13 protein-coding genes are annotated in these 20,685 nt (G+C 33.5%); 5 read left to right on the top strand and 8 right to left on the bottom strand.

The window, feature by feature from the left end:
• Nucleotides 1-149: 149 nt before the first annotated feature.
• The 4 genes from DK441_RS04965 (at nucleotide 150) to DK441_RS04950 (ending at nucleotide 2,186) form a co-directional block, all read left to right on the top strand.
• Nucleotides 150-677, top strand: coding sequence for a TlpA disulfide reductase family protein (locus DK441_RS04965; protein WP_235015710.1), 528 nt, complete (start codon nucleotides 150-152; stop codon nucleotides 675-677).
• Between the two features lie 40 nt (nucleotides 678-717).
• The gene (locus DK441_RS04960) at nucleotides 718-1,344 is read left to right on the top strand and encodes a thioredoxin family protein (RefSeq protein WP_074408828.1); all 627 of its coding nucleotides are present in this window, start codon (nucleotides 718-720) and stop codon (nucleotides 1,342-1,344) included.
• A gap of 117 nt (nucleotides 1,345-1,461) precedes the next feature.
• Nucleotides 1,462-1,779, top strand: a complete 318-nt coding sequence (locus tag DK441_RS04955; RefSeq protein ID WP_034244224.1) for a rhodanese-like domain-containing protein — start codon at nucleotides 1,462-1,464, stop codon at nucleotides 1,777-1,779.
• Between the two features lie 11 nt (nucleotides 1,780-1,790).
• Nucleotides 1,791-2,186: a rhodanese-like domain-containing protein gene (locus DK441_RS04950; protein WP_109097763.1), complete on the top strand. Its 396-nt coding sequence runs from the start codon at nucleotides 1,791-1,793 to the stop codon at nucleotides 2,184-2,186.
• A gap of 48 nt (nucleotides 2,187-2,234) precedes the next feature.
• Here DK441_RS04950 and DK441_RS04945 read toward each other — a convergent pair whose 3' ends face one another.
• The 7 genes from DK441_RS04945 to DK441_RS04915 all read right to left on the bottom strand — a co-directional run bounded on the left by DK441_RS04945 (nucleotide 2,235) and on the right by DK441_RS04915 (nucleotide 16,333).
• Nucleotides 2,235-3,146: an ROK family protein gene (locus DK441_RS04945; RefSeq protein ID WP_109097762.1), complete on the bottom strand. Its 912-nt coding sequence runs from the start codon at nucleotides 3,144-3,146 to the stop codon at nucleotides 2,235-2,237.
• Nucleotides 3,147-3,422: 276 nt separating this feature from the next.
• Nucleotides 3,423-5,765, bottom strand: coding sequence for a GH92 family glycosyl hydrolase (locus DK441_RS04940; protein ID WP_109097761.1), 2,343 nt, complete (start codon nucleotides 5,763-5,765; stop codon nucleotides 3,423-3,425).
• A gap of 87 nt (nucleotides 5,766-5,852) precedes the next feature.
• Nucleotides 5,853-7,151, bottom strand: coding sequence for a sugar MFS transporter (locus tag DK441_RS04935; protein ID WP_109097760.1), 1,299 nt, complete (start codon nucleotides 7,149-7,151; stop codon nucleotides 5,853-5,855).
• 94 nt (nucleotides 7,152-7,245) lie between these two features.
• Complete coding sequence (locus DK441_RS04930; RefSeq protein ID WP_109097759.1) at nucleotides 7,246-8,154, bottom strand: ROK family protein; 909 nt, start codon at nucleotides 8,152-8,154, stop codon at nucleotides 7,246-7,248.
• A gap of 79 nt (nucleotides 8,155-8,233) precedes the next feature.
• A complete protein-coding gene (locus tag DK441_RS04925; protein WP_109097758.1) occupies nucleotides 8,234-11,233 on the bottom strand; it encodes a GH92 family glycosyl hydrolase in 3,000 nt (999 codons plus the stop codon).
• Nucleotides 11,234-11,395: 162 nt separating this feature from the next.
• Entirely contained in the window at nucleotides 11,396-13,072 is a 1,677-nt protein-coding gene (locus DK441_RS04920; RefSeq protein ID WP_109098017.1) for a RagB/SusD family nutrient uptake outer membrane protein, read from the bottom strand.
• Nucleotides 13,073-13,177: 105 nt separating this feature from the next.
• Nucleotides 13,178-16,333, bottom strand: coding sequence for a TonB-dependent receptor (locus tag DK441_RS04915; protein ID WP_109097757.1), 3,156 nt, complete (start codon nucleotides 16,331-16,333; stop codon nucleotides 13,178-13,180).
• 482 nt (nucleotides 16,334-16,815) lie between these two features.
• On the opposite strand from DK441_RS04915, the gene DK441_RS04910 reads away from it, so the two are divergent.
• The gene (locus DK441_RS04910; protein ID WP_074408818.1) at nucleotides 16,816-17,277 is read left to right on the top strand and encodes an Lrp/AsnC family transcriptional regulator; all 462 of its coding nucleotides are present in this window, start codon (nucleotides 16,816-16,818) and stop codon (nucleotides 17,275-17,277) included.
• A gap of 69 nt (nucleotides 17,278-17,346) precedes the next feature.
• Here the strand turns inward: DK441_RS04910 and DK441_RS04905 are convergent, their stop codons facing one another.
• Nucleotides 17,347-20,421 (bottom strand): basic secretory protein-like protein, encoded by a 3,075-nt coding sequence (locus tag DK441_RS04905; RefSeq protein ID WP_109097756.1) that lies wholly within the window; start codon nucleotides 20,419-20,421, stop codon nucleotides 17,347-17,349.
• Between the last annotated feature and the right edge of the window lie 264 nt (nucleotides 20,422-20,685).

The raw sequence follows: 20,685 nt of genomic DNA, 5'->3' as shown, positions 1-20,685 counted from the left end.
TTTTGAGATCAGGTTTAATAGTATTATTGTGATTCGGAAAAGTATCGTTATTGAGTTAAACAATTGTGAAAAATTCTGAAAATATTTAGATAAAATATAGAAACCTTGTTAATTTTCTTTTACGTAATTAATGGTTTTGATACATTAGTATGATGTCGAGATTAATTTTATATACCGTATTTATTGTACTTTTTGCTAACTGCAAAGGAGAGCAACAGACTGTGGCTCTTGATGCAACAGACGTTTTCGAAAGTAAAGGTGTAGAAATACCTGTATATGATTTTGAAAGCTTTAAGCCATTATTAAATATTAATGACGGAAAAGTAAGAGTGATTAATTTTTGGGCTACCTGGTGTAAACCATGTGTGGCCGAGTTGCCTTATTTTGAGTTAATCAACAGTAGGTATCCTAAAGATAAAGTTGAGGTGATTTTGGTAAGTCTGGATTTACCCAGTCAAGTAGAAGGTAAGTTAATTCCATTTGTTAAAAAACAAAAAATAGGAAGTAAGGTCATATTACTAGATGATCCAGATGCAAATAGTTGGATTCCGGAAGTTAATACTGAATGGTCGGGTTCTATTCCGGCGACAGTAATATATAAAGATGGAAATAGTAATTTTTATGAAAGATCTTTTACCTATAATGAATTAGAAAAAGAGCTTAAAAAAATGCTTTAAGCATCTATATGAACCAAAGAGTAATAAAAAAAATAAACCGATGAAAACTTTAAAGATTCTGGTTGGAGTAGCTTTTGTAATAGCAATAAGTGCATTTGCATTAGATAAAGTATCTGGTGCTAAAATTGATAAAGGATATTCGATTGGAGATGTTGCTACAGATTTTAAACTTAAAAATGTAGATAACTCATTAGTGTCCTTAGAAGACTATAAAGACGCCAAAGGATTTATTGTGGTTTTTACATGTAATCATTGTCCGTACTCGGTGGCTTACGAAGATAGAATTATAGTACTAGACGCTACTTTTAAAACAAAGGGATATCCCGTTGTAGCTATAAACCCTAATAACCCAAAAGCCTATCCAGATGATAGTTTTGATAATATGCAAATAAGAGCAAAAGATAAAGGATTTACTTTCCCGTATTTGTTTGATGATGGACAAAAAATATACCCTCAGTATGGAGCTACAAAAACTCCGCATGTTTATGTTCTGGAGAAAACACCCCAAGGTAATATTGTTCGGTATATAGGGGCTATTGATAATAATTATAAAGATGCATCGGCAGCCGATCAGAAATATGTCGAAGATGCTGTAAATGCCTTATTAAAAGGAGAAAAAGTTCCTGTAGAAGTTACAAAAGCTATAGGTTGTAGCATTAAAGCATAATATTTTTCTAATTTTTAATAAATTGAAGGTATAGTTTTACTACAATTAATGAACTACTCTTTATATTTGTAAGGAGTAAAAAAACAAAAGTCCAATTTTAGTAGAACACATTTTATAATGGCAGAAGATATCACTCAAGAAGAATGGCAAGAACAAATTGCTAATGACAATAATGCAGTAATTTTAGATGTAAGAACAGAAGAAGAAGTAGAGGATGGTTACATACCTAATATGCTTAATGTAGATATTCGTCAGGGGCAAGGTTTTCTTGATGAAATAGGAAAACTGGATAAAACCAAAAATTATTATGTATACTGCCGTTCTGGTGCACGTAGTGCTCAAGCATGTATGTTAATGAATCAAATGGGATTCGAGACTACATATAATTTGGTAGGTGGTTTTATGAATTGGGAAGGCGAAATCGTAGAAGAGTAGTATACAACTTTATGAAGATCAAATCATTTTTAGTAGTCATTTTTATTGCTTCAGTATTGCTTAATTGTAAACAGGCTGAAGAAGATTCTGTAGTAGAAGTAATTACTGTTGAAGAAATGGATGAACTATTAGAGATGGGTAAAGTACAACTTATTGATGTAAGAACACCAGGAGAGTATGCCCAGGGATATATTGAAGGAGCCGTAAATATTGATTTTAGAGATGAAAATTTTGAAGATCTAATTTCTAAAATTGATAAAACAAAACCTGTAATTGTATATTGCGCTCGTGGAGGAAGAAGCAATAAATGTTCTAACTATATGAAAAAGGCTGGATTTACTAAAATCTACGATCTCGATGGTGGTATTACCGAATGGAAGTTTAAAAAGAAAAAAGTAATCAAATAAAATCCATTTTTTTATACTCATCTAAAAGTTTAGATTAGAGATGTTGTATTAAAAAGCGAGCCCTTTATAGAAAGTGTCATTAACCAATCTTGCACTACCTAGTAATATTGCTTTTTCCTGAAGTTCGCTTTTGTGTATTTTTACAAGACAATCTTGAGCATTTATTTTTTTCTCTAGCTCATTAGCAAAAAAGGGCCATGCTTTAGCAATGTTGCCCCCGATAACTATAGCTTCTGCATTGTAAGATTTTAACCAGGGACTTAAAAATTCAGCTAGATTTTCTGAAAACTCATTAAAAACTTGTTGTACTGCAACATCATTTTCTAAGGAAGCTTCTGTAAGTTCTTTAACATTATTAATTGTAATATCTGTAATCTCTTTATATCTTTTAATAAACCATCGAGTAGAAAAATAATCATCTGCAATCCCGTCTTTATATGAGATGTGATACAGCTCTCCATCTTTAGGAATTCCATCTCCAGAAAGGATAGGAAGTCCATGAAACAAAAAAGAAGCCCCAAAACCAGCCCCCAATATTATCCCTAATCCTCTTCGGATTGATTTAAGCTTACCTTTCCATACCTCACCAATACCAAAACAAGCAGCATCATTGTAAAATCGTATTGGGATATCATCAGATAATTGCAATTTTTTCTTCAATATTTCTTTAATATTTGTGCAAAAAAGAGATGCATATTTTTGTTTCATTTTGAAAGCAAAAATTCCATTATAATAATCGAATGGCCCGGGTATAGCAATACCAATTCCTTCTAGAGGGTCATCTGCAAGAGTATCTATAACTTTCTGTATTGCAAATAACCATCGCTCTAATATTTCATCAGCTTCAGCGGTATTATCTACAGTAATAGAAACTAGATTAGCTTCTGATAATTTGTTTGTTTTGGTGTCTATTCCGGCTACAGTAATATAATTACCTCCAATATCTACTCCTAATATCATTTGTTATATATAGTCTATTTAAGTAATACTAACTAAAAAATAGTTAGTCGTTAAAATTACAATTTAAAATAGTTTTTGCTTTGATTATTATTAATTATTCTTCTTTCTGTAAATTGTATCGCATAGCAAACCCCAAGTCAAAGCCTTGGGGTCTCTTTTATTTTTTTACTAAGGTATAGTATCCACCTTGCCTTTTTAATTCTTATATAAAATTTGACAAAATACGGTATACATTATATAGATATTTAATACTATATAAAAAACTTATAATACATGTTATTCTATAGTCTTTGGAGTGCTTTGCATTTCAAAAATAATCTCTCCACCATTTATAATATCATTATGCGAAAGAGTAGTGTTATTGATTACTCTACCATTTACCGTAACCTGATTTACATAGATGTTATCTTTACTTTGGTTTTTTGCTATGATTGTTAGATCCTTTCCGTTTTCCAGATGTAGTACAGCCTCTTTAACCAGTGGACTCCCTATTGCATAATTGGGGGATCCTGGTGTAACGGGGTAAAATCCTAAACTACTAAATATATACCATGCACTCATTTGCCCTGCATCATCATTACCACACAACCCATCTACTGTAGGGCCATACATAGTATTCATGATCATACGAACACGTTCCTGGGTTTTGTGTGGTTTCTCTGTCCAGTTATATAAATAAGGGATATGATGACCTGGTTCATTACCATGTACATAATTACCTATAATTCCGTCTCGAGTTATGTCTTCGTGCTTTTCTATATACTTGTCTTCTAATTTCATGGTAAACAAAGAATCCAGATGTTGACTAAATCGTTCGTTTCCTCCCATCATTTTTACCATTTTTTCTAGTTGATGAGGTACATATAAACCATAATTCCATGCATTTCCTTCAATAAACCCTTGCCCGTGCGTATCTAAAGGGTCAAATTCTTCCCTGAATTTACCATTAGATAATTTAGGACGCATGTATCCAATTTTTGGATCATATACATTGTTATAATACTCTGATCTATTTAGAAATTGATCTGTAGTTTTCTTATCTCCTGTACTATTTGCAATCTGTGCAATACACCAATCATTATAAGCTAATTCTAATGTTTTAGAAACCGAAGAGTGACTTTTGTCATCGGGAACATATTGATATTTGATATACTCTCCTAAGCCATCAAAATATGGTACGTTGGCAGTGCTTACTGATGCAGAAAGAGCTTTGTTTTTGTCAAAATCTCCAACGTTTTTGACGATAGCATCTGCTATTACAGAAGTTGCGTGGTAGCCTATCATACACCAGTTTTCATTAGCATAATGACTCCAGATCGGTAACATTTGATGTACACTTTGTTCTTGATGAGCAAGCATTGATTTGATCATGTCATTATTACGACTGGGTTGTGTAATATTAAACAAAGGATGTAAGGCTCTATACGTATCCCACAGTGAGAAAATCGAGTAGTTTGTAAAATTTTCGGAAGTATGTATGTTTTGATCCAATCCAAGATAACTACCATCTACATCTTCATAAATAATTGGACTAAGCATAGTGTGATATAAGGCGCTATAAAAAGTGGTTTTGTCTGCTTCGGTAATTGTTTTTACTTCTATTTTTGATAATTCATTATTCCATTTATTCTCAGTTTTCTGTTTCGTTTTCTCAAAATCCCAACCTGGCAATTCAGACTGCAGATTTTTTAATGCTCCGTTAGTGCTAACAGAGGATAATGCAAATTTAATATTGATTTTTTCGTTGGTTTTGGTGTCAAAATTAAAATATGCTCGAATGTCTTTCCCTGCCATTTCAGGAAAATTTTCCTGCTGTTCAAAACGACGATAGAATCCATCGTATTTTACAATATCATATTTTTTGTGCCCATAACTACTAAAAGGCTTAGAGAACTGCATAGCAAAAAACACTTTTTTGGTTCTTGCCCAACCTTTGGTTTGACGATACCCGGTTACTAAAGAATCATTTTCTACTCGTAAGAATGTCCATACGTTTTTATCATCATGATGATAAACATTATAAACTAAATCCAAAATAATATGTGCATCTTTTGTTTCTGGGAACGTATATTGATGAAACCCTACACGTTCTGTAGCGGTAAGTTCTGCCATAATATTATAATCCTTTAGTTCTACTCTATAATACCCTGGCGAAGCATATTCTTGATCATGAGAGAACGTAGAATAAAATCCTTTAGAGCCATCGGTTGTTTTTATGGGGTCGAGTACTAAATTTCCTGTTGTTGGCATTACCAAAAAATCTCCTAGATCAGAGTGCCCAGTACCACTTAAATTGGTGTGAGAAAAACCTAGTATGGTAGAGTCTCTATGTTGATATCCAGCACAATATTCATAAGTTTCTCTGTTATAACTACCATCTTCATTAAACATTACTTCAAAATTCGTTTGAGGACTTAGCTGTACCATTCCGAATGGTGCTGTTGCTCCCGGATAAGTATGCCCCATTTTGCTAGTACCAATAAATGGATTGACATATTTTGTAAAACCTGTCTTTTTGATAGTTTTTGGTACAGAATCCTCGACTACAGGACTTGTAGAGTCTTTCTTGCATGAAGAAAAGCAAAGTATCGCTGCTATTATAATTGATAGATATTTCATTACGATATGATTTTTATGTTCACTTTTAATAAAAGTTTTAGCTTTTAAAATTTTAGTATAGAGTGATGAGAGTTTATTTTTTACGTGTTAAACATTAGCTTTTCTTCTACCATAAAGGACTATATAAATATAGCAGATTAAAACAAGGATCAGTGCGGTCTTAAACCCTGTTTGATCAGAAAGTAATCCAAATAGGGGAGGGATTATTGCGCCACCAACGATCATAGTACATAAAACACCAGATGCTTGTGGTTTTAGGTCATCTAATCCTTCTATAGATAAAGAAAATATAGTTGGGAACATAATAGAGTTAAATAATCCTACTGCCAGAATACTCCACATCGCTATAAAACCTGCTGTTGACATAGATATTAGAATCAGTAGAATGGCTCCAATGGCAAAGAAACTTAAAACCTTTGCAGGTTTTATAATTTTGGTTAGATGTGCTCCTATAAACCGACCAATCATAGCGCCACTCCAATAAAAAGTAACAAAAGCACCTACTATTGCTTTATTATCTAGTGTTTGGCTATCTGATCCCAAAATCCCTTCAGAAATACTCCTCATAAATGTGCTCTCCTTGATTAGAGAAGCAAGGTTCATATCCAAAAAATAATTGATTAGATAACTACCTATCGCAACTTCGGCACCAACATATACAAATATTCCAATAGCTCCCATCACCAAAGATTTATTTTGTAAAACTTTTATATATCCACCTTTTGGGCTGCTTTTTATTAACTTAGGAAGTTTGATAAATATAAATATAAAGGCCAGGATGGCTACAAATATGGCGATTCCTATGAAAGGAGATTGGACCGCAGCGGCCTCAGAAATATAATAGTTTTCTTCATCTAAGGTATTTAAAGCAGCAATTTCCTGAGGGTTTTTAACTTTGTCGCTTAAAATAAACATAGCTCCAATAGCAGGAGCAATAGTAGTACCTAAAGAATTAAAGGCCTGAGACAAGTTAAGTCTGCTCGAAGCACCTTCTTCAGAGCCTAATACAGCTACATATGGATTAGCAGCGACTTGTAGAATGGTAATCCCACTTGCCACAACAAAGTATGCTAACATAAAAATACTAAATTCGCGATACGATGCAGCAGGATAAAATAATAAACATCCTGTTGCCAAGGTTAACAGGCCTAATATAATCCCTTTTTTATATCCAATTTTAGACAGAATAAACCCAGAAGGGATTGATAGTAAAAAATAGGCTCCAAAAAACGCAAATTGAACTAATCCAGCTTGAAAGTAATTTAAAGTAAAAACTTCCCGAAGTCTCGGGATTAGGGAATCGACGAGTACTGTTATAAACCCCCATAAAAAGAATAAGGAAGTTAAAAATATAAAAGCACTTTTATATGTTGTACTGTTTTTCAAAATAGTGTTTTTTTAGATTATAATTTGTTTTGTCTTTTAATATTGTTGGTTACTATAATTTAATTTTTTGCCAATATGCTCGGTTTATACAACTCTAAAAACAGAGACTCTCATAAAATATATTGTTAACCAGACGTGCCCCACCTAGTAAAATAGCCTTTTCTTTTAATTCACTTTGGTATATTTTGGTGGTACATCCCTGATTTTTTAGTTCTGTATTTAGGTGCTCTGCAAAAGAATTCCAAGCTTTAGATATGTTTCCTCCAATTACAACTGCTTCTGCATTATATTCTTTTAACCATGGAGACAGGAAGGTGGCTAAATTTCTAGAAAATTCATTAAATATTTGATCTGTATACGGATTGGAGTTAGCATCAGTAATTAGATCTTTTACTCCACGTATCGTAATCCCTGTTGCTTCCTTATATTTTTTGATAAACCATCGGGTAGAGAAATACTCATCTGCTATTCCGTTTTTAAAAGGAATATTGTATAGTTCACCATTTTCGGGAACACCATCTCCAGAAAGTATAGGGAGCCCATGTAATAAAAAGGTAGCTCCGAAACCGGTACCTAAAGTTATGGCTAGTGCTTTTTCTGTAGACTTAAGTTTTCCTTTCCAGAATTCTCCTATACCAAAACAGGCTGCGTCATTATAAAATCGTAGTGGCATAGTGTCTGATAGTGCTAATCGTTTACTAATTATTTCTTTAATATTTATACCAAAAAGAGAAGTGAATTTATTCTTCATTTTATAGGCAAAAACTCCTTGATGATAGTCAAAAGGGCCTGGTAATGCAATGCATATTCCCTTAAGAGGCTCATTATCAAGAGCGTCTATGCTCTTTTGTAAAGCATAAATCCATTGATCAATAATTTCACTTGCTTGGGCGGTGCTGTCTACTTTTATTGAAATTAAATTAGAATCTGGTATTTTATGGTTTTTGGTATCAATGCGGGCTACAGTAATATGGCTACCTCCTATATCTACTCCTAATATCATTTTTTATTCTATGTTTTTGTTTGTTAGTTGTTACTTATGCTGCCAACGGTTAAGTTTGTTTTTGCTGTTTTTTCTAAAGTCATGGATTAGATTTCTTTTTATTGTGATCCGTCATATGATAAAGATAAGAAGTGTCAATTTCTGTTTTCTCAAAATCAGGACCACTCCATAATGTTTTTAGTCCGATATTATCTGAACATTGAAAATACCGTATCGTAAATTTATGTAGTCCCTTAGATAAAATGATATCGTTTTTTTGAATAAAACTAAATGATTTTCTTCCATCACTTTCAAACAATTCTTTGCCGTCAATTAGTAGTTGGGCACCATCATTTGCTGCAATTTCAAAATTGTATACACCATTTTTAGGAATATTGATAAACCCATCAAATTCGAAACCTATCCATTCGTCTCGCAAACGAGATGCTATATTAATAGTTTGAACTTCTCCTTCTTGTATGGGGTCTTCTTGTAGAAAATCGTAAACAGATCGAAAAATACCTTCATAATATTTATATGAAAGCCCGTTTTTAAGTTTGGTCTTTAATTTCTTTGGATCTATACTCTCTAGTTTCTCTAAAAATAATGTTGTTGTATAACTAGATATTAAATCATTTTTGAAAGCTTTGACTTTTAGTTCAGTAGATTTTTTTACCTCGAAAGGAGAGTTGTAGGGTATACTATTTTCTGTGGGTTCGCTACCGTCAACTGTATAATATATATTAGCATTTTCTGTATCACAACCTAAAACGATTGTTTTGGTGTCTAAAAATGTGGTGTGATCAGATTTTAGATAGGGTATATGTACTGTTTTTTTTGTATCTGATAGTGGTCTGTTTGATGGATCAATACCCCAATCTTTATTGGGAATATCTGTCATTTCAAAAACTAATTCCCCTCCTTTTAGAATATCTTCGTGTTTTAGATATGTGTTAGGATATTCTTTACCATTAAGTTTCAAGGATGAAAAATGGATATTTTTTTCACTGGCATTATGAGCCAGTATTGTAAAAGTTTTTCCGTTATCGAGATGAATTTCGGCCTTTTCAAAAGATGGACTTCCAATAACATATTCTGAAGCCCCCGGTGTAACAGAGTAAAACCCTAAACTACTTAATACATACCATGCAGACATTTGTCCGCAATCATCATTTCCGCAGAGCCCATCAGGTTCAGAAGTATACATTTCGTTTAATATTTTGTGAATAGTTTGCTGTGATTTCCAGGGCTTACCGGCATAGTTATATAAGTAAGCGAGGTGATGGCTGGGTTCGTTTCCATGAGAATATTGACCTAGCAATCCAGAAACATCAGAATCTTCGCTAATTTCTTCATCAAAATTTTTAGAGAAAAGGTTGTCTAGCCATTGATTAAAATTAGTGTCACCACCAACTAAATCAATTACGCTTGCTATATCATGAGGAACAAACAGGCTGTATTGATATGAGTTTCCTTCGGTGAAATTAAAATTATACGTTTTTTCGACAGATGTAGGATTAAAATCTTCATACCACTTTCTATTAGAATATCGAGGTCTCATAAACCCTGTTTGCTGATCATATAGATTAACAAAAAATTGAGCTCTTCGAGAGTATTCATCATAGATATCTGTTTTGTTTAACGCTTTGGCCATTTGTGCAATACACCAATCATCATACGCATATTCTAACGTTTTAGAAACGGATTGACTGCTTTTGTTTGAGGGTACAAAACCTAATTCGGTATAGTAGTTAATGCCTCTTTTTTTTACATTAGAACTTTCTATCATAGCGGTTAATACTTTTTCGGCATTCACATCTGTTATTCCTTTCAAGTATGCATCTGCCATAACCGAAACTCCGTGATATCCTATCATACACCTTGTATCATTTGCTGCTAATTCCCACATGGGGATTTCACCGTATTGTTCGTGTTTTTTTTGTAAGGTAACAACAATATCCCGGGTTACCTCTGGCTCTATAATTGTTAATAATGGGTGCAGGCCTCTAAATGTATCCCAAAGAGAGAAAACTGTATAATTGTTAAACCCTTTTGCGGTATGTATGTTGTCATCCATTCCCCGGTATTGACCATCAATGTCATTATATAAATTAGGGGTCAAAAGACTGTGGTATAAAGCGGTGTAAAATATTTCTTTTTTATCTTCGTTGCTATCGGATATTGCTATTTTGCTTAATGAAGTATTCCAGGTTTTTTTTGCTTCTTTTCTAATCTTATCAAAGTTCCAATGTGGTAATTCTTTTTTTAGGTTTTTCCTGGCACCATCAATACTTACCGCAGATAATGCTACTTTCGCAATAACCTGATCTCCAGAACTGTCAAAATTAAGAGCTGCTATTATTTTCTTGTTGCTAAATTTGATGCCGGTAGTTACTGTTTTTTCTCCAGTAAGAATTTGATAGGACGCGATAGGTTTTGAAAATTGCGCAACAAAGTACTGGCGTTGGTTACCCGCCCATGCCTTTGATCTTCGATATCCAGCAATTTCTGTTTTGCTTATGATTTCGAATGTTGCTTCTATTACCGGATCACGATGTTCTAGATCGACAATGATACTGGTTTTTTCTGCTTCTGGATATGTGTATCGATGTACTCCGACCCGTTTTGTGGTTGTTAATTCTGTCTTTATATTATAATCATCCAGCACAACTGAATAATACCCAGGTTCGGCAAACTCATTTTTGTGAGTATATCTAGAACGATATCCGGTATCTGGATTTTCTGGAGTTCCTGCCCGAAATTGTACTTCTCCTGTTGTGGGGATGAGTAAAATATCACCTAAATCGGGAACTCCTGTTCCTGATAAGTGCGTATGGGTAAACCCTATAATAGAAGTATCTGTATAATCATATCCTGCACAGGCAGGCCAACTAGTGTGATCATTTCTGGTATCAGGGCTTAACTGTACCATCCCGAAAGGAAGCATAGGACCAGGAAATGTATGTCCGGGTGATTTTGTTCCGATAAAAACATCTACATAATCTACCGGATTTTTTACTTCTTCTTTATTTGTGCAATGGATACCTAATCCTGCAATCATAAGGGTTAGGAGTATTCTTCTAAGTATAAACAATTTCATAGTTCATTTATTTTGAAATTTGTGGTTGAATTACATTGGGTGTTAAAAATGTATGATGAATTAACATGTGAAAGACAGAATCTGTATGAATGATTCTGTCTTTACAATCTAAAACAAAAAATAACTAATGAAACAAATCTATTAGTAGAACTTGATTTATAATTAATATCCGGAATTTTGTTTTAAAGCTCCTCCAGAAGAGTTTATTGCATCGAGGGGAATAGGGTAGTATTCGCTTTTTCCCTGGGTAAAACTTGCTCCATTAAGGTAAACACGTTTTGAAGATTCTTCACTAATGTATTTGTTTAATACCTGCGGAGCTACCCCCCAACGTACCAGGTCAAAAAATCGATGTCCTTCTGAGGCTAATTCTAATCTTCTTTCAAAACGAACCGCTTTAATGGCGTATTCCTGATCAGGAAACGATGTATATTCATTAATTACATAGTTTGCAGCCGGTGTTCCATCGGGGTTTTTAACAAATCCATCTGGATTTGCAGCTCTAGCTCTTATTCTGTTTACAAGATTCATGGCTTCAGTTAATTGACCATCCTGGGCATATACTTCTGCTCTCCATAATAATACATCAGAATATCTTATTAACGGTGTGTTAATCGCATTGTATTGTGGCAATCCAGCAGCAGACATTGAGCCCTCCTGGGATTTTAATATTTCATGTTTCTTACCAACATACGGCCCTCCGTTAGATTGATCACGTGTCCATCTCGATCCGGGCATAATTCCCCAACCTAAATATTCTATACCTCTTCTACCTACTGTCCAGTCTAATCTTGGATCTAGATTACCGGTATATGGTGTAAAAGGTTGATCAGATGTGATTCCTTGATCATTGGTGATATCAGAATCATTAAAAGAATCTAATAACGGTAGTCCATTAGCATCGGTTTTAAATGCATTTACCAGGTTTTGGCTAGGTTGAAAAAAACCACAGCACCCTCCACCAGGAGCATCAGGAGCATATGGGTGGTTTAATCTATTACCTCTATTACCATTAATAAATCCATCTCCTCCATCATTTACAGAGTTTTGAACAGCAAATACAGATTCTGAATTATTATCTTTTTCAGCATTAAAATTATCATGATAATTAGGAACCAATTGAAATGGACCTTCATTAATGATATTATCTAAAATTGGCCTGGCTGCCACATAATCATTTTGAAACATATGTGCTTTTGCCAGGTATGCTTTAGCAATCCACGAGGTGGCTCTTCCGGCATCATCCTGGCTTTCAGGAAGGTTGTTGATTGCATATGTTAAATCTTCTTCTATTAGTGGCCAGATATCGGTATCATTAGATGGAGTAGTGGTTAGTCCTTCTTTCATAAAAGGTATATTGCTCCATATTTTTTTTGCATCCATATGATAATGTGCTCTTAGGAAACGTGCTTCTGCACCCAGAACGGTTAAATCTTTTTCAGGAGTACCTTTTTCTATGGCTTTAGCAATTGATTCTATCGTTTGATTTGCTCTGGAAATACCTTCAAATAAAGATTCCCATTTTCTAGATATATAAATATTTGTAGTTCCCGAAGAAAAACGTTCAACATCATTTAGTTGAGGTTGGTCATCGATAGACGAACCTTTATGAAAGTCATCAGAGGCTACATCTCCAAGAGCCCAGTTAGATGCAGGTGCCCAGAAATAACCAGGGTTTCCATCCAAAATAGCATAGGCGCTGATAAGTTGTTGGTCGACCCATTCTTTGTTAAATTCTATTACTCCTTCAACAAGAGATCCTTGTGGTTCGATGTCTAGTTCTTTCTCGCAAGAAATCACTAGTAACGTAACGAATACAAATAAGATTATTTTTTTCATCTGTTTATATTTGATTTTTTGATTATTGTGTAGAATGAGCAATAGGATCATCATTGGTTTCATCTTCATTTGTTTGTCTGTGCTCAATTTTACCTCGTTTTTTATTTATAAAGAAAGATTAACACCTAGTATAAAGGTTCTTGCTACGGGATATGCACCTCTATCAATACCGATATCCAGGTTTACAGAATCGCCACCATATTGTTGTAAGTTGATTTCAGGATCTAATCCAGAGTATTTGGTCCAGGTATATAGGTTTTTGGCTTGTAGAAAAAACCTTAATTTCGAAATCTTTAGTTTAGATGTTAATCGTTCTGGTAAGCTATATCCTAATTGAACATTTTTAAGGCGAAGGTATGACCCATCCTCTATATAATAATTACTAGCACTAGAATAGTGTTCTGCAGGGTTATTAGAAAGTCTAGGTAAAGTAGCACCTGTATTAGAGGGGCTCCAGGAATTTAGATAATTTCTACTTTTTGCTCCAGGAAAACTGTTGTAATCTGTAAAGAATTTAGTGAAATTATAAATATCGTTTCCTTGGCTTCCCTGAAAGAATATTCCAAAGTCAATATTTTTGTATTCTGCCCCCAAATTAAAACTATAAGTAAAATCAGGATGAGGATTTCCTATAAAATCTCTATCGTCGTCATTAATCACTCCGTCATTATTAACATCTCTATACTTAAATGTTCCTATCTCTTTTCCTAAGTAATCACCGGTTGCAGCAAGTTCTGCGTCGTTCTGGATAATACCATCAATAATAAAACCATGAAATGAGGCAATTGGATGGCCTGCTTGTGTTCTAGAAGGTCTGGTTTCTCGTGCTAAATTTCCTTCTAAGAAATAATTTGGATTGTTTCCTAATTCTTTTACTGTGTTTTTATAAGTAGAAACATTTATTGAAGCATGGTACTTTAGATTTTCATTAATTTGGTCGTTATACCCCAAAGAAAAATCAAACCCTTTGTTTTCTACCGACCCTGCATTAATATATTTAGCCTGAGCAAGACCTATAAGAGTTACATTGGCTTGATCCTGAACTAATAATTTTTTTGTTAATGCATTGTAGTATTCAAAGCTGAATGTTAATTTTCGATCAAATAAAGCGCCATCAATTCCGATATTCTTTGTTGTCGTTGTTTCCCACTCCAAATCCGGGTTTCCAAATATGAATAAACTATATCCGGGTGTAACATTAGAATTGTTTCCCCCTATATCATAATTACTGTTGTCATTATTAACATATTGGCTAAATATTCTACCTTGAGGAATACTTTCGTTTCCTAGTTCTCCGTATCCAGCTTTTATTTTAAGATCATTTATAAACGATAGGTTTTTCATAAAATTTTCACTAGATATTCTCCATGCAGCACTATATGAAGGGAAATAATCTGATCTTTTGTTTTGAGCAAATTTTGAAGTAGCATCTCTTCGTAGAGAAAATGATAATAAATACTTATCGTTGTAGCTGTAATCTACTTTCCCGAAGCTAGAGAAATATCCACTTTTAATTCCGCTACCATTATTATCTCTAGAACCGGTTCCTCTATCCAAATATCTGTAATCTAGCTCATCGGTAAAGAAATCGGTTCTTGAAGCACTTAGGAATTTTCTTTGTGTTTTGTTAGATTCTGTTCCTAACATGGCGTTAATAGAATGGTTTCCTATATTTTTAGAATAACTAAGGGTATTATACCATGTAGAAGAGATAGTATAGTCGTTACTTTCTATCAATCGATTAACAGAATTTGGTTCTGCAACTTCTGGGTTAAGAAAAACATAAAAAGAGCTATTGTTATTATTGTAGTCTAGTCCTATGTTAGTTTTAAAAGTAAAATCGTTTAAAAAGTCTAGCTCTGCATATGCATTACCAATTGTTCTGTAGCTTCTTTGCAGGTTGTTTTTGTTTCGGGTTGCACTGGCTACTGGGTTAATACCATTACCTAATCCCGGGCTTTGAGGACCTGCATAATTACCTGCAATATCATATACAGGAATAATAGGCTGGGCTCTATATAAGAAAGAAATATCCCCTCCGGTAGATTGATTTCCAACAGAGCCAACTCGGTCAGAATAAGAAAGGTTAAACGATTCTCCTATTCTGAAATTATCAGTTATTTTAAATTCTGAATTAGCTCTTAATACATATCTGTTGTAGAAAGTATGTAAGGCTACACCTTCTTGTTTTAGTGCACCCATTCCGACATGAAATTTTGCGTTTTCAGACCCTCCGGATAATCCCAGATTATAATTTTGAACAAAAGCATCATTAAAATATTCATCAAACCAATCTGTACCTTGTTTATTTGCTCTGGTAATCTTATTAGTTTGAGCGTCATATGTGGATAGATCTGCAGAATCTGCTCCAGCAGGGGTTAGATAATTTGGTAATACAGGGGTACTTCCGTTACCATATTGAGGGTGAGAAGGAGCAAAGCCATCGTTATTAAAACGGGTCCAAATAACATTTGCAGTCTCCTGAGGAGATAATAAATCTGGAAAAGCAGATTTTACAACGTTGTCAATTCCTAGACTTGTGTTAAATGTAAACTTAGTTTTGCTATTATACTTACCTCCTTTGGTGGTGATAAGAATTACCCCATTAGCAGCTCTAAATCCATAAATAGCAGAAGAGGATGCATCTTTTAGTATCTGCATAGATTCAATATCTGCTGGATTTAACTGGTTAATTCCGGTAGTTGTTGGTGTACCATCAATTACATAAAGAGGGTCATTGTTATTGATTGTTCCAAACCCTCGTATTCTTACCATTGCAGATCCTCCGGGGCCTCCTTCAGAGCCTACTGTTACTCCAGATGCTAATCCTTGTAAAGATTGCTCAATATCGATGGGAGTAGTGGCGGCGAGATCTTCTGCTTTGATTACAGTAACAGATCCGGTTATATTTCTTACCGATTGTTTTGAATACCCGGTAACTACAATTTCTTCTAGTTGATTAGAACTCTCTTGCATAGAAATGTTGTGTACTCCCGAATCTGATACTATAATACTTTGAGTTTCCATTCCCAGATAACTAAATAACAATGTATCTCCTGATGAGGTTGTTAATGAATAGTTTCCGTCAAAATCGGTTTGTGTTCCTGTAGAAGAGTCTTTTATAATAATGTTTACCCCTGGTAATAACATTCCCGTATTATCTGTTACTTTTCCAGTAATTGTAATTTCCTGGGCGGTAACCATATTGGCAAATGACATGAAGGTAAGCACAAAAAATAGATATCCTAATTTATTCTTCATATTAAAATTGGTTTAGTTAATAATTTGACTGCTGATTTCTCTAATAAACTCTTAATCAATTGGTGTTTCTAAAAGATTAACAATGCGTTATGTTTAAGAGGATTATTGTTTTCAAATTTATAATATGAAGACTAATATTTGTATTTTGATATAAATATTAGTGATTTTTATGGTAAAAATTGATTTATAAAGTTTTTTTGTCTTTTTATGATATGTATTATTGTGGTATTAAGTTTTTTTTCGTGTTAAAATTCTACTTCTATTTTAATAAAAATGAATGTATATGTGTATTTATACAGATTTAATGTATTATAAATGTTAATTTGGTATAAAATTCACTTCTAAATAGGTTTATGATTTGTTTCTTAAATATGAATATGTTTGGTTAAATAGATTGAATAAATGTATAATTGTAATAAAAAAAGCTTTAATATTATAAAATAAAAGTATTTTTATCTGAATAGTGTAATTGAATAAGTAATATGGAAATGTTAGACAACACAGACAAAACTATTTTGCGTATCCTTCAAAGAGATTCTAAAAAAACTGCGAAGGAAATAGCGAATCTTTTAAACTTAACTGTTTCTCCTATATATGAGAGGATAAAACGTTTAGAAAGTAAAGGGTATATAGAAAAATATGTTGCAATTGTGAATAAGAAGATGGTTGGTCTGCCCATTACAGCATTTTGCCAGGTGTCTCTACAATCTCATGGAGAATCATTTATTGATAAGTTTGAAAATCAAATAAAAAATTTGAAAGAAGTTCAAGAGTGCTTTCATATGGCAGGGCAGGTAGATTTTTTACTAAAAATAAATATGCCAAGCTTAGAAGAATATCATGAATTTATGCGTTCTAAGTTATCAAAAATTGATAATATCGGAGTCCTGAATACTACTTTTTCTTTAAAGGTGATTAAGCATACTTCAGAATATTATTTATAAAAAACACCTGCACAATATGGACAGGTGTTTATACAATTCTAATTAACTATGGTATAGTATAAACCGGTGTTATCGCTTTATAAATCTATTTCTATATATGGTTTTTCCATATTGTTTTACAATTATAAAATACATTTTACTTTCTAAATGATCTAGGCTTAATTCACTTCCCGAAGTTTTTTCTGTAAAAATTAGAGCGCCTTGGGTATCATAAATTTCAAAAAGTAAAGAGGTGTTTTTTAGGTTTTGTGGTTTTACAAAAAGCAATTTATCTTTTACTGGATTAGGATATGACTTTAAATTGAATGTGTCTTCAGGATTTTTGTTTTCTACTGTTTGAAGATTGCTTCGATTGCTACCTCCGCAATCCAGGTTCCATGGATAATCACCGTCGTAATCAAGAGTATTACCATTATTGATATAGTTTTTGTATTCATTCCATACCGTTTCTACACCTTTTCCAAGGATATCTTTAAAAGCATTATCAAAAGACCACGAGTTTCCTAAATCTTTTGCAGCTTTATTAAATTTATAGATAAAATTCTTGTCATATTTTAGAGTAACATATTGCAGGAAAAAACCTGTTGTAGTATATCCACCCAACCATTTTCTGGAATCATTTACATCTGGAGTTCTGGTTTGATGAAATCCTGCATATATCCTTACCCCATCTGCTATACCTTCTGTATATGCCCAAAAAGGAGAAGATCCGTCATATGTTCCTCCTGTAGTAGGGGAGTAATTATAGCCATGAGTTACTTCGTGAAATAGTATCCCATCGATTTCATCTTTTATAACCTGGGAATTGTTACCCGAATCTCTATAGATTTTTGCCAGATGTTGTGTGCTCACTTCTATGGTCATTTGATCACCATCTCCAAATTTATGAGCTACAAAATCTTCATTTTTCAAGTTGAATTTTAGCAACCTAAATTTAGGAGCATCGGCAGAATTACGATACAAGATTTTAGCTACATCCAGACAGCGTTGTTTCATATAGTTTTCTGCATTAGGGATCACCTGGTTAAATACTTGTGATCCAACAGTTGATCCATCAAAATCTCTAAATTCTACTCTTGGAGTAAGAAAATCATTCCCCCATGAGCAAGAACCTCCATCAGTAGAACTTGCTTTTCCAAACAATTCGAGTTCAGATGCTTGTAGAATAGTTCCGCTATTGTTTCTCATTGATAATCGATAATAGTTGTAAGAAGAAGTAGTGCTTACCTGAAAACTTCTTTTCTGATTTCTATTCGGGAAATTCTGATTAGATCTTTGATCAATATTTTGCCAGGAACTTCCGTTTGTAGATCCTTGCAAAGTCCAGCTCTTAGGGTCTCTTTCTGGCGCATCGTTTCCGGAAGTTATTGTGTATGAAGATAACGTGTAACTTTTGGTTGCTTTATATTGTACCCATGCAGAAGCATTAAAAGTCAAAAACTTAGAATTTGGATTATTATCAATAAGTTTTGTTATATCCTCAAAAGATGGAGAATCATTATGTTGATCAGAAATGTTTCCCCCGTCATTAGTGATGTCAATAATTTCTCCTCCACCTCCATTTGAAGAAACTTTAATAAATGAAATTTTAGTTTCGGTATCAGATCCATCCCCGTTTGTTGCTTTAAGAGTTACCGAATAGGTTCCTTCTCTATTATACTTCACTACAGGGTTAGTTTGTGTACTACTAGATGGGTTACCTCCATCAAATGTCCAATTATATGAAGTAGCATCGGTTGAAGAATTAGTAAAAGATACACTTTCTCCTTCTTTAATAGAAGTGGTACTTGCGCTAAAACTTGCTACCGGTAGTTGTTGTGTGTTTTTTTCTTTTCCAAATAATTCGAGTTCAGATAATTGTAGAATAGTCCCACTGTTATTACTCATCGATAATCGATAATATTTGTAAGCAGTAGAAGAGCTAACAGTAAAGCTTCTTTTTTGATTTCTATTTGGGAAATCTTGATTAGATCTTTGATCAATATTTTGCCAGGAACTTCCATTTGTTGACCCTTGTAAAGTCCAGTTTTTCGGATCTCTCTCTGGAGCATCATTTGCAGAGGATAAAGTGTAAGAAGATAAAATATAGGATGTACTGGCTTTATACTGTACCCATGCAGATGCATTAAAGGTTAGATACTTCGAATTGATAGTATTGTCGATTAGTTTTGATATACCTTCGTTAGATGGGGAATCATTATATTGACTAGAAACTGTTCCACCGTCATTAGTAATGTCGGTTAAATCTCCATTGCTACCTCCGCAATCCAGGTTCCATGGATAATCACCGTCGTAATCAAGAGTGTTACCATTATTGATATAGTTTTTGTATTCATTCCATACCGTTTCTACACCTTTTCCAAGGATATCTTTAAAAGCATTATCAAAAGACCACGAGTTTCCTAAATCTTTTGCAGCTTTATTAAATTTATAGATAAAATTCTTGTCATATTTTAGAGTAACATATTGCAGGAAAAAACCTGTTGTAGTATATCCACCCAACCATTTTCTGGAATCATTTACATCTGGAGTTCTGGTTTGATGAAATCCTGCATATATCCTTACCCCATCTGCTATACCTTCTGTATATGCCCAAAAAGGAGAAGATCCGTCATATGTTCCTCCTGTAGTAGGGGAGTAATTATAGCCATGAGTTACTTCGTGAAATAGTATCCCATCGATTTCATCTTTTATAACCTGGGAATTGTTACCCGAATCTCTATAGATTTTTGCCAGATGTTGTGTGCTCACTTCTATGGTCATTTGATCACCATCTCCAAATTTATGAGCCACAAAATCTTCATTTTTCAAGTTGAATTTTAGCAACCTAAATTTAGGAGCATCGGCAGAATTACGATACAAGATTTTAGCGACATCCAGACAGCGTTGTTTCATATAGTTTTCTGCATTAGGGATCACCTGGTTAAATACTTGTGATCCAACAGTTGATCCATCAAAATCTCTAAATTCTACTCTTGGAGTAAGAAAATCATTCCCCCAAATACAGGCTTGCTTACTTTGAGAAGAAAAGGTATTATTTTCATTATTTGTAGTTTGATGTAGAGGTTGTGCATTCATTTTGAATACAAATACCATTGTTGATAACATGCTTATCCAAAGCATGTGTTTTTTGTAATTTTTCATTGTGAAGTTTGTGTTTTTTATTAGTGTTTTTTGTATAAAAACTAATAAATGTTAGTTGCAATAAAATTACAGTATTGGGGTATGTTTTCATTTTTTACGCTTAATTTCAGTGATTTTTATTCTTTTTTAGTTTTTTTTAGTCTTTTTTCTTTTTAAAAGAAGATATGTTCATTTTATAAAGTGTTTTTTATGTCAAAAAAATAACATCTCTATAGGATAAGTATAGAATATAAGATTGCTTTCTTAGGATTATCGATACATAGA

The organism is Aquimarina sp. AU58 (assembly GCF_900312745.1).
Classification (GTDB): domain Bacteria; phylum Bacteroidota; class Bacteroidia; order Flavobacteriales; family Flavobacteriaceae; genus Aquimarina; species Aquimarina spinulae.
Note: the sequence above shows the minus strand (reverse complement) of the source record. Positions and strands in the feature narration are given on the sequence as shown.